Origin of the sequence: Nitratiruptor sp. YY08-10 (assembly GCF_016629565.1) — a bacterium.
Taxonomy (GTDB): Bacteria; Campylobacterota; Campylobacteria; order Campylobacterales; family Nitratiruptoraceae; genus Nitratiruptor.
In genome coordinates, this window is record NZ_AP023057.1 from 1,091,770 (window position 1) to 1,103,467 (window position 11,698).

Sequence of the window (11,698 nt, forward strand, 5' to 3'; positions counted from 1 at the left end):
TGAGCCTAAGTTTACTAAAACTGAACTTAATTCGAGATTAGTTCCGAAAATAGAACAATGATGAAATAATAGCAGGAATATGAACATGATATAATGGTTAAAGATAAGGATTAATTATGAGAAAGCATCTCCTCACAACCTTTCATAAACGGATTGTACTCACTTTTTTGATTATATACCTCTTTTTTATAATAGCTGCAAATTATCAATACTACTCCATAGTACAGCAAGAACTCAATTTAAAATATTCCCATTTGGAATCTCTTCCTTTTTTAGACACTATCTGGCATGCACTTCGCAACATCCCTATAGAGGTTCATTTACAAGATAATACCGTACGATACAGACCTTCTTTCTCCTATTATCGTTTTATTATCACGCCAAATATCTTATTGGTTTCTCTGTTTTTCATAATATACCTGATGATTTATAGACTCATTGATCGATTTTTAAAACGGGTCAATGTTTTAGGAGCTTTTTTACAAGATTTTTTGCAAACAAACTCTTTGAATGAAGAATATCTTAAAAAACTTGATGGAGATAAAGATGATATTCAAATAATGTCATCCCACCTTCTTCACCTTATGCAAGAGAATATGCATAAAAGAAAAATAGAACAATCACTGTTTGATCTCTTTTCCTACCTAAAAAAAGATATTGTCCTCATAACAGATCTTCATTTTACTATTTTGGAAAGTTCAGCATATTGGAAAAAAATAGAACAAAAAAACAGAAACAACTTTTTAGACTATATCCATACAGATAATCGACCTAAGCTTCTATCAAAGAAAAGAAAAATTGCTTTTCAGGATCATTTGGGTGTAAAAAATAGGTTGTTTGATATTCAAATCATTGTTTTGGATGATATGACCAGTATTTTAATCAAAGAGATAACCGAATATGAAAAACAAAAAGCGTTTCTCAAAGAACAGGCACAGCTTGATGAACTGACAAAAACATATAACAGAGCCGCCTGTTTTTCCTTTTTAGATCGGACATTAAATGAATGTTTGGAAAATCGGAAAAAATTTGCCATATTTTTCGTTGATCTCAATGATTTTAAACCGATCAACGATACCTATGGGCATCAATTTGGAGATTACTGTCTGCAGATTATCTCAAAGCGATTACAAAACATCATTCGCCAAGATGACTTCGTTTGCCGATATGGAGGAGATGAATTTATTTTGTGCATTAAAAATGTAGAAAAAAAGAATCTTTATACAATCACAAAAAAAATCGACACTCTCCTATCAAAACCGATCCATTATAGAAATAGAGAGTTTTCAGTGAGTGCAGCAATAGGTGTATCACTGTTTCCAGATGACGGGGAAAATATCGAAAAACTGATTGAAATTACAGATAAGAGGATGTATGAAAACAAAAAGAGTTTGAAAGGCCAAAGAGATTAGACTCTTTGACCATTCACATAGACGACAACTTGATCGCCTTCGGCATCAAACTTGACGTTATCGCCCTCTTTGACTTTATCTTCCAAGATAAGCTCAGCCAATGTATCTTCAACGATTTCATATAGTGCTCGTTTAAGTGGTCTAGCTCCATAAACAGGATCAAAACCAGCTTTTGCCACAAGTTTTTTCGCACTCTCGGTAAGCTCGATTTTGATATCTCGCTCTTTAAGTTTCTCTTGAATACGAGCAAACATGATATCCACAATTTTGACAATTTCTTGCTCACCAAGAGGATTGAATATCACGATATCATCAAGTCGGTTCAAGAATTCAGGTTTAAAATAGCGTTTCAATTCATCTTTGACCGCTTTTTCTCTATCTTCAGGATCTTTAAATTCCATAATTTTATCACTAGCAATGTTGCTTGTCATGATGATGATAGTGTTTCTAAAATCGACTGTTACACCTTTATTGTCAGTAAGTCGTCCATCATCAAGCACTTGTAAAAGAATGTTAAATACATCTGGATGCGCTTTTTCGATCTCGTCAAAAAGCACGACGCTGTATGGTTTTCTTCGAACCGCTTCAGTAAGTTGACCACCCTCTTCATATCCAACATATCCAGGAGGCGCACCAACAAGTCGGCTCACCGCATGTTTTTCCATATATTCACTCATATCAATTCGTATAAGCGATTTTTCTGTATCGAACAGGAATCTCGCCAGTGTTTTAGCTGTCTCGGTCTTACCAACTCCGGTAGGTCCCAAGAACATAAAACTGCCAATCGGTCTGTTGGTATCAGACAGCCCCGCTTTGTTTCGCTTGATCGCTCTTGCCACCGCTTTGATGGCTGCATCTTGTCCAACCACATATTTTTTAAGTTCATCTTCAACATGCAAGATTTTCTCTTTTTCGCTTTGAAGCATTTTTGTAACCGGAATACCAGTCCATTTGCTCACGATCTTGGCGATCATCTCTTCATCAACGGCATTTTTCAAAAGCGTTCCAGCTTCTTGCATTCGATTCCACTGCTCATTAAGCTCAGCTAGCTTTTGCTCCATTTGTGGAATCTGACCATATTCGATTTCAGCTGCTTTGTTATAGTCACCTTCTCGTTTTGCTTTTTCGGCTTCTGCTTTGAGTCGCTCGATTTTCTCTTTAATTTCGGCAATCTCTTTGAAAATCTTTTTCTCTGTTTCAAATTGTGATTCAAGCGCTCGTTTTTTCTCTTCCAAATCAGCCAATTCTTTTTCTATTTCTGCAAGACGCTCTTCATTTTTCTTGCTTTTTTCCATCAAAAGCGCTTCTTTTTCAACAAGAAGTTGTTGAATTTCTCGTTTTACTTTGCTTAGTTCAAAAGGTTCAGATTCGATTTGCATTTTTAGTTCTGCCGCTGCTTCATCGATCAAGTCGATTGCCTTATCCGGTAAATATCTGTCTGTAATATATCTGCTTGAAAGTTTCACAGCAGCTACTAAAGCACTATCTAAGATCTGTACATTGTGATGCGCTTCGAGTCGCTCTCTCAGTCCTCTTAAAATCTGCAACGCTTCATTGATACTCGGTTCTTCAACTTTGACCGGTTGAAACCTTCTTTGCAGCGCTGCATCTTTTTCAAAATATTTTCTATACTCTTTGAGTGTTGTCGCACCAATTGTATGGAGTTCACCTCGTGCCAGGGCTGGCTTTAGGATGTTTGCAGCATCCATACTTCCTTCACTAGCACCCGCTCCAACTATTGTATGAATCTCATCAATAAATAGGATAATATTCCCTGCATTTTTCACTTCATCAATCACAGCTTTGAGTCGATCTTCAAATTCACCTCGATATTTTGCACCAGCTACAAGGGAAGTCATATCAAGAGCTATAACTCGTTTGTTTTGCAAACTCAAAGGAACTTCATGGTTGATAATTCTTTGAGCTAGTCCCTCTACAATAGCAGTTTTACCAACACCAGGCTCACCTAGCAAGATTGGGTTGTTTTTTGTTTTTCGAATCAAAATCTGCATTACTCTATGGATCTCTTCATCCCGCCCAATAACTGGATCAAGTTCACCTTCAGCAGCTTTTTTCGTCAAATCAATTCCATACTTTTCTAAAGCCTCAAGAGTTTCATCTGCTGTTTGGGATTCGATTTTTTTACCACCACGAATGGATTCAAGTGTCTTTTTAAGCTCAAAAAGATCTACATACTTTCCAAGGACTTCTTTAAATACCGGATCATCCGTATTGGCTTCTATCCAGGTATCAACGGCTAGGTACTGATCGCCATTTCGAACCATCAAACCTTCGGCTTTTTGAAGGCTTTCAGCAAGGTTCCTAGAAATTTTTATGCTCTCTTTTGTGATAGAAGAGACTTTAGGCAGTCTATCAGCTACACTTTTTACTTCAAGCTCCATCGGAGTTTTATCCACTCCCATTTTGTTGAGCGCTTGATTAAGAATTGAACCTGAATCTGTCAGAAGTGCCCATAGTACATGAACGACATCAACTTCAGGGTTTTTGTTGTGCAAAGCAAGACTGACAGCACTATCTAAAGTCTCCGTCATTTTATGTGTCAATTTTTCGAAAATATTGCTCATATTTTCTCCTTTCAAAATTTATTCTCATTTAATTATATAATCTTAGTCAATTATTGTCAAATAAATTGATTATTGTTGACATATATTGTTTAAAACCGCTTTTATACACTCCAATCATAGCAAACTTTTTCTATCAATAGTGATACTAAAGTTGCATTTGTTATTTAGCCAACTTTTAGTAATGATTCCTTATAATATTGCACCATTATATCAGCCTATACAAGGGAATAGATGAAAAAAAGCAAATCATTTTACGCAGGTCTCTGTGTGGCTCTTTTGCTAAGTACAAGCTCCATGCTTGCAAAAAGCAGTTACGATGACAACTTGACAGCAAAACTGCAAGCTGTTGCCAAATTCACAAAAGTCGTCAATACTGTAGAACGATACTATGTCGATCCGCTCAATATCGAAGAGATCATCAACAAAGCGATTGCCGGTCTTTTGAGCAATCTCGACGCTCATTCAGCATATCTGGACAAAAAACATTATAAAGAACTCCAGATCCAAACACGGGGAGAATTTGGTGGACTTGGCATTACAGTTGGCATGAGAGACGGAGCACTTACCGTTATAGCTCCACTTGAGGGAACTCCCGCAGATAAAGCCGGACTCAAAGCCGGTGACATCATTTTAAAAATCAACGATAAATCCACGTTGGATATGACACTCGATGAAGCTGTCAATCTCATGCGGGGCAAACCTGGAACAAAAATCAAACTCACGATCTTTCGAAAAGGAGCTGCGAAGCCTTTTGTCGTTGAAATCACCCGAGCTATTATCAAAGTGCAATCAGTTTATGCAAAGCACATCATAAAGCCCGAATATCTCTATCTTCGAATCACAAATTTTGATAAAAAAGTGGTACATGATGTCAAAAAACATCTCAAAGCTAATCCACAAACTAAAGGGATAGTGATTGATCTACGAAACAATCCGGGTGGTCTCCTTGATCAAGCGGTAGGACTGTCCGATCTTTTTATAGACAAAGGAGTGATCGTATCACAAAAGGGACGTATTCAATCCGAAAACAGAGTCTATAAAGCACACTCTGCGGGAACAATAAAAAATATACCCATTGTCGTTCTTGTCAATGGTGGAAGTGCCAGTGCCAGCGAAATCGTCAGCGGTGCGTTACAGGATCACCACAGGGCTGTAATCGTCGGTGAAAAAACATTTGGAAAAGGAAGCGTGCAGGTTATCTTGCCAATCGATAAAGATGAGGCGATCAAACTTACCATAGCAAGATACTACCTCCCGAGTGGAAGAACCATTCAGGCAAAAGGCATCACACCAGATGTGACCGTATATCCTGGAAAAGTGGAGAAAAAAGAAGACGAGTTTATGATCAAAGAGGCTGAACTCAAAGCACATCTCAAGAGTGAACTAGAAAAGATAGAAGGGAAAAAACCAAAAAAAGAGACAAAAAAAGAGCAAAAAAATCTCATTGATGAAAAAGCATTGTACGATGACGCACAGCTAAAAGAGGGATATGATATTTTAAAAGCACTGATTATCGCTAAGGAGCATAGATGAAAAAAACCCAACTCTTATACGAAGGCAAAGCAAAAAAGATCTGGAAAACAGATGATGAAAATCTTTTGATTGCCGAATTTAAAGACTCATTGACTGCATTTGATGCACAAAAAAAATCGGAAGAAGCCGGCAAAGGTGCACTCAATTGCAAAATTAGCGCCAATCTTTTTAAATTGTTAGAAGAGCAAGGCATCAAAACCCATTTCGTTGAATGCATAAGTGAAAATGAAATGGTCATTAAAAAAGCAGAAATGATTATGATTGAAGTGGTTGTTCGTAACATTGCTACCGGATCGTTGACAAAAAGACTCGGGATTGCTGATGGTACAAAACTACCTTTTGCTTTAGTAGAATTTTATTACAAAAATGATGCTTTACATGATCCATTGATCAATGATGAGCATGCGCTCATTTTGGAACTTGTGGAGCACGAAAGTGAACTGGAAGAGTTAAAACGGCTCGGTCGAGAGATCAATGTGGTTCTCAAAAGTTTTTTTGATAAAGCAAATCTCAATCTTGTCGATTTTAAAGTAGAGTTTGGAAAAGATAGCGAAGGCAATATTATTCTCGCAGATGAGATCAGTCCGGACAGTTGTCGATTCTGGGACAAAACAAGCGGTGAAAAACTGGACAAGGATCTTTTCAGACACGATCTTGGCAATGTGAAAGTCGCATATGAAGAGGTACTAAATAGAATAACAAAGGTGATGCAATGAAAGCAGTAGTTAATATCTATCTTAAAGAAGGTGTTCTTGATCCTCAAGGAAAAGCTGTTCATCATGCGCTGCAACAGCTCGGTTTTCAAAATGTGGAGGATGTTCGTGTGGGAAAACAGATCGTATTACAGCTCTCAGGTGCAATGAGTGAAGAGGAGGCAAAGAAAGAGGTTGAGCAGATGTGTGAAAAACTGCTCGCGAATACTGTTATAGAAGATTACAATATAGAGATTGTACGATGAAAGTTGCGATCATACGATTTCCGGGAACCAACTGCGAGTTTGATACAGATTATGCATTCTCAAGAATCGGTGCACAGACTCACATCGTCTGGCATAAAAATGATGCACTGCCCAAAAACAGTGATCTTGTTGTTCTACCGGGTGGATTTAGTTATGGAGACTATCTAAGAAGTGGTGCGATTGCACGATTCAGCCCTATTATGAAAGCAGTAGTTGAATTCGTAAAAAGAGGTGGTTATGTTCTTGGAATTTGCAACGGATTTCAAATCCTTTTGGAGTCTCATCTTTTGCCTGGAGCGATGAAGCGAAATGAAAATCTGCATTTCATATCCAAATTTCAACATATTAAAGTTATCGAAAACAACAATGCATTTTTAAAAAAGCTCAAAAAAGGCGATATACTCAACATTCCAATCGCGCATGCTGAAGGAAACTATTATGTTGAGCCTGAAAGACTGAAACGAATGTATGATAATCAACAGGTACTTTTGCAATATTGCGATAAAGATGGTAATTATGACAATCCAAATGGCAGTATTGACGCAATTGCTGGTATCTGTAACGAAACGAAAAACGTTTTTGGACTTATGCCCCATCCGGAACGCGCTTGCGAAAAAATTCTCGGAAGTGATGATGGAATAAAAATGATAGAAGGATTTCTCCATTAAACGACTCATTATTATTTTGGGTCTTCTTTTCTTTCATCTTCATGCCGCCACCTCATTGGCAAAATGGGATAAAATTCCTGACTCCCTGTTTATCGGGGAGATCTTTCCAGTCACGATCAAGTTTTTTATTCCGGGATTGACAGCAGAAGATCAAATTCCGATAACATTTGAAAACGGACTCAATCTCCAAGTTCGTTATGCCGGTGAACCTTTACAGATAGTTGATGGATATGCTGTTAAAAAAATCTTTTTCAAAGTCACCGGCATGCCTGCAAAACTGCCTGATATCCTTTTCTCATTTGAGGAGATTCAACAAAGACTTACAGGTTTACCTCTCCAAGTCAAACAGCTCAATGCACCGGAAAATTTTTGCCAAGTGTTAGCCAAAAGACTCGAGATAAAGGAGTTTGATTCTGTTCAGTATGACAGTACATCTAATCTCGTTTTGATGCGCATCGTCGGATTGTACGCAAATCTTGAAGATTTTAAGCTTCCTTTTGCAAAACTTCAAAAAATCAAAGAGACTAATGAGTCCTTTCCTGTTACAGATATTCTTTATTATGCTATATTGCCTTCACATTTTTCCCAGCTCAGATTTAGCTACTTTGACCCCGACACAAGAGAGTTTAAACTGGTAAGTATTCCTATCATTGTGAAAGATGAGATTGTCAGCACCCAATCAGATATTAATCCCACTGAAGACAAAAGCCGCTACACGAAAATCGGCATCTTTGCATTTTTAGGCATACTTTTTTTACTCTATGGAATATGGAAAAGAGGTTATTTGTGGATTTTTATAGCTGTTATAATGCTGGGATATGCGGGATATTTGTTGATCCCAGCAAAAAAAGTATGTGTAAAAAAGGGAAGCAAAATCTATATACTACCTACTAAACAGAGTACCATTTTTAAAATCAATCGCAAACAAAACAGTTTTTTTAAACTCAATGAAGCAAACGGTTATATTAAGATAATGCTACCAGATAAAAAGATAGGATGGGTAAGAAAAGATGATATTTGCAAAAATTAGAGGTTTATATGCTGCTTTCGTAATTGTAATACTGGTCACTCTCAATATATTTACATTTTTAATTTTCCCAAAAAAACAGTACAAATCTATAAAACGATTCTATACAAAAGCGATCCTTTTTCTTCTTGGTATTCATGTCATTACCGAAGGAAAACCAGATCCCGAAGCAAAAATGATTATCATGAATCATTCGAGCCTTATCGATATTCCAGTCATTGAATCTGTCTATCCGTGGGATATGGTATGGATCGCCAAAAAAGAACTTTTTGATACACCCTTTTTTGGTTTACTTCTTAAACTTCCGGATAATATTCGCCTGGATCGTGAAGATAGAAAATCTCTGATACATCTTCTGAAAGAATCGAAAGAGAAAACCCAAAAAAAGACAATTGCGATTTTTCCGGAAGGAACCCGTGCCAGGGGTGACAAACTGCTTCCGTTCAAACCGGGAGCAAAAATTATAGCAGAAAAGCTGAAACTAAAAGTTCAACCTATTGTTATCGTTTGTGCAAGAAAACGTTTTGACAGTAAAACACTTGAACTCAATCCAGGCACCATCAAAGTGATCTATATGCCAAGCTTCTATCCAAATCCAAATGATGAGTGGTTCAAAGAGCTTCGAGTCAAAATGCAAGAAACAGTAGATAAAGAAAAATCTCGACTTTGCCCATAAATAGCTCATTAATTTTGATCTCCGATCTCTATAATCCTATCACTGCACCATTTTGCCAAATCGAGATCATGCGTAATCAATAAAATACCCACTCGATCGAGAAATTGCAAAAGCGTTTTCATGACTTTAAGTTGCGTAACATTATCCAAAGCACTTGTCGGTTCGTCGGCAAGTAACAGTTTCGGTTTCATCTGCACTGCTCTGAGGATGGAACATCGCTGTAACTGCCCGCCTGATACTTCATGAGGATATTTATATAAAATCTCTTGTTCAATATCCATGCTTTTTGCCAACTCTTCCAGACCTTCCAGTGAAGCTACATCTTTAATTTGTTCGATAATGGTATAAGTAGGATGGAAAGAACTGTAGGGGTCTTGGAATATTGTCGACAGTTTCTGAGCCTGAATACTCCCACTCCATGGTTTTAAAAAACCGCTAATCAGTTCAAAAAGTGTACTCTTTCCAATCCCGCTTGGCCCCACTATTGCAACTACTTCACCTTTATGAACTGTGATTGAAAAATTGGTAAAAAGTGGCTTACTTTTGGTATAACCAAAAGTAAGATTCACAATTTCTAAAACTTTTTCCATGAGCCATTCAGGCTTTTTTGACAAATTCGCTTTTTAACTTCATTGCACCAAAACCAGGAATTTTACAATCGATGTTGTGATCACCCTCGCAAAGTCTGATATTTTTTACCTTCGTACCGGCTTTGACAGAACCACTGGCTCCTTTTACCTTCAAATCTTTCATCACTACAATCGTATCACCATCTTGCAAAATATTGCCATGCGCGTCTTTGACAATGAGTCCCTCCTCTTTGTATTCTTTGTCAAATTCGAATCCACACTCAGGACAAATAAAGAGTTCTCCATCTTCATAGACATATGCACTCTGACATTTTGGACAGTTTGGTATATTCATACAATCTCCTTCAATTTAGTTTTTCTATTTTACTAAGATTCTTGAGAAGAAAATAGTAATTTTTTATTGTTGCACACTTTTATACCTCTTTACATCTTCTCTCCGTAACGCAATATCTCATGCATTATCCCATCAAAAGGGAGAACTTTCATAACACCCCCTCTCAAATAGGCTTCCTTAGGCATGCCATACACTGTAGAACTCTTTTCATCTTGGGCAATCGTCACCGCTCCCGCCTTTTTCAGTTCAACCATTCCCGAAGCTCCATCATTTCCGATGCCAGTCAGCAGTACAGCCAATATATTTTCGGGATCAAAAACATTTTTTGCACTCAAAAACATCTCATCCACACTGGGGATGAAAACCTCATTTTCTCTTTTGTCTTGCAACCGTATCACAATAGCATCCTTGTTCTTTTCAAAACACATATGCTGGCCGCTCTTTGCTATATACATCGTTCCTGATTGTAATTTCATACCTTCTACCGCTTCTAAAACCTGTATTGCGCTGTGTTCATTCAATCTTTTTGCAAAAGAAGCGGAAAAATGCAAAGGAAAATGTACAACAACGCAGACTGGAAACGGATATTTTTTAGGCAATATCTTGGCAATTTTCTCTATAAGCTCGGGACCTCCTGTAGAAGCGCCAATGAGCACACACTTATGTGGTGTCATTGACGTATTTGGCCTTCACCGTAAATTTTATATTTGTATGTCGTTAAATCATTGATACCCATAGGACCTCTTGCATGAAGTTTGTTCGTTGAAATTCCGACTTCGGCTCCAAAACCAAATACACCACCATCAGTAAATCTTGTAGAAGCATTCACATAGACACATGCAGCATCTATTTCATTTAAAAATTTTTCAGCTGTAGAATAGTTCTCCGTCACGATCGCTTCGCTGTGTCCACTGCCATATTTCCTGATATGCTCTATCGCTTCATCCACCCCATCAACTACTTTTATTGAAAGGATATTTTCAAGATACTCTGTATGGTAATCATCCTCACTGGCCATTTCAATATCGGGCAGTACTTCTTTTGTTAATGTACACCCCTTGAGTGTCGTCATATGAGGCTTAAATGCATCATAAAGCTTCAAAAGTATCTCATCTTTAATAGCATAATCTACCAAAAGAGTCTCCATAGCATTGCACACTCCTGGTCGTTGTACCTTGGCATTCACTGCGATAGCTATGGCTTTCTCAAAATCAGCATCTTTGTCAATGTATGTATGGCATAATCCTTTATCGTGTTTTACCACAGGTACAGTTGCATTTTCGCTTACATATCGAATAAGACCTTCTCCTCCCCTTGGGATAATAAGATCAACATATTTATCCATCTTGATCAATGTATCAACACCCTCTCTGCTGTAATCTGGAAGGAGTGAAACAAGCTCTTTTGGAAGATCGTTTGATTCAAGAACCTCTTGAATAATTTCTGCTATTGCTTCATTGGAGTTCTGTGCCTCTTTCCCTCCTTTCAATATAGAAACATTACCGGACTTGAAACACAAAGCTGCAGCGTCACTGGTCACATTTGGCCTAGACTCGTAAATGATTCCTATTACTCCTATCGGAATGGAGACCTTCTCGATTCGAAGACCATTATCCAAAACCCATCCATCTAGGACTCTTCCTACAGGTTCTTTGAGCATCGCGATTTCCCGAACCGACTCTGCCATGGCTTGGACTCTCTTTTCATCCAAGAAAAGTCTGTCGATCAAGGCACTAGAGAGATTCATTTTTTCAGCAAGTGCCATATCTTTTTGATTTGCAGCCAATATTCTATTACTGTTTTTTTCAAGCTGGTCGGCAATTTGCATCAATACAGATTTCTTTTTTGCCCCATCAATTCGGAGGAGCTCAGCTGCAGATGCTTTTGCCTTTTTCAAAAAATTTTCCATAATCCC

Annotated in this window: 12 protein-coding genes; 7 read left to right on the forward strand and 5 right to left on the reverse strand. The window is 37.7% G+C overall.

The window, feature by feature from the left end; genetic code table 11:
- The first annotated feature begins 116 nt into the window (after positions 1-116).
- Positions 117-1,412 (forward strand): GGDEF domain-containing protein, encoded by a 1,296-nt coding sequence (locus tag JG735_RS05820; protein ID WP_201334146.1) that lies wholly within the window; start codon positions 117-119, stop codon positions 1,410-1,412.
- Here JG735_RS05820 and JG735_RS09900 read toward each other — a convergent pair.
- Positions 1,409-3,997, reverse strand: coding sequence for an ATP-dependent Clp protease ATP-binding subunit (locus JG735_RS09900; RefSeq protein ID WP_201334147.1), 2,589 nt, complete (start codon positions 3,995-3,997; stop codon positions 1,409-1,411). The genes JG735_RS05820 and JG735_RS09900 overlap by 4 nt on opposite strands.
- Before the next feature lie 231 nt (positions 3,998-4,228).
- On the opposite strand from JG735_RS09900, the gene JG735_RS05830 reads away from it, so the two are divergent.
- Genes JG735_RS05830 through JG735_RS05855 form a run of 6 tightly spaced genes read left to right on the forward strand, consistent with a single transcriptional unit; the run spans position 4,229 to position 8,859 of the window.
- Positions 4,229-5,530 carry a S41 family peptidase gene (locus JG735_RS05830; RefSeq protein WP_201334148.1) on the forward strand — a complete coding sequence of 434 codons (1,302 nt, stop codon included), beginning with the start codon at positions 4,229-4,231 and terminating at the stop codon, positions 5,528-5,530.
- Positions 5,527-6,246, forward strand: coding sequence for a phosphoribosylaminoimidazolesuccinocarboxamide synthase (purC, locus tag JG735_RS05835; protein ID WP_201334149.1), 720 nt, complete (start codon positions 5,527-5,529; stop codon positions 6,244-6,246). Before JG735_RS05830 ends, purC begins: the two co-directional genes overlap by 4 nt.
- Complete coding sequence (gene purS, locus JG735_RS05840) at positions 6,243-6,488, forward strand: phosphoribosylformylglycinamidine synthase subunit PurS (RefSeq protein ID WP_201334150.1); 246 nt, start codon at positions 6,243-6,245, stop codon at positions 6,486-6,488. The genes purC and purS overlap by 4 nt, the downstream gene beginning before the upstream one ends.
- Positions 6,485-7,156 carry a phosphoribosylformylglycinamidine synthase I gene (gene purQ, locus JG735_RS05845; RefSeq protein WP_201334151.1) on the forward strand — a complete coding sequence of 224 codons (672 nt, stop codon included), beginning with the start codon at positions 6,485-6,487 and terminating at the stop codon, positions 7,154-7,156. Before purS ends, purQ begins: the two co-directional genes overlap by 4 nt.
- Positions 7,157-7,172: 16 nt before the next feature.
- Positions 7,173-8,186 (forward strand): hypothetical protein, encoded by a 1,014-nt coding sequence (locus tag JG735_RS05850; RefSeq protein ID WP_201334152.1) that lies wholly within the window; start codon positions 7,173-7,175, stop codon positions 8,184-8,186.
- Positions 8,167-8,859 carry a 1-acyl-sn-glycerol-3-phosphate acyltransferase gene (locus JG735_RS05855; RefSeq protein WP_201334153.1) on the forward strand — a complete coding sequence of 231 codons (693 nt, stop codon included), beginning with the start codon at positions 8,167-8,169 and terminating at the stop codon, positions 8,857-8,859. Before JG735_RS05850 ends, JG735_RS05855 begins: the two co-directional genes overlap by 20 nt.
- Positions 8,860-8,867: 8 nt before the next feature.
- On the opposite strand, the gene JG735_RS05860 is transcribed toward JG735_RS05855, so the two are convergent.
- The 4 genes from JG735_RS05860 to JG735_RS05875 form a co-directional block, all read right to left on the reverse strand.
- Positions 8,868-9,449, reverse strand: coding sequence for an ABC transporter ATP-binding protein (locus JG735_RS05860; protein WP_236584285.1), 582 nt, complete (start codon positions 9,447-9,449; stop codon positions 8,868-8,870).
- A 7-nt stretch (positions 9,450-9,456) separates the two neighbouring features.
- Entirely contained in the window at positions 9,457-9,783 is a 327-nt protein-coding gene (locus JG735_RS05865; protein WP_201334155.1) for a zinc ribbon domain-containing protein YjdM, read from the reverse strand.
- 89 nt (positions 9,784-9,872) lie between these two features.
- On the reverse strand, positions 9,873-10,457 hold the full coding sequence (locus JG735_RS05870) for a CheB methylesterase domain-containing protein (protein ID WP_201334156.1): 585 nt from the start codon (positions 10,455-10,457) through the stop codon (positions 9,873-9,875).
- Positions 10,454-11,692, reverse strand: coding sequence for a glutamate-5-semialdehyde dehydrogenase (locus tag JG735_RS05875; RefSeq protein ID WP_201334157.1), 1,239 nt, complete (start codon positions 11,690-11,692; stop codon positions 10,454-10,456). The genes JG735_RS05870 and JG735_RS05875 overlap by 4 nt, the downstream gene beginning before the upstream one ends.
- Positions 11,693-11,698 lie beyond the last annotated feature (6 nt).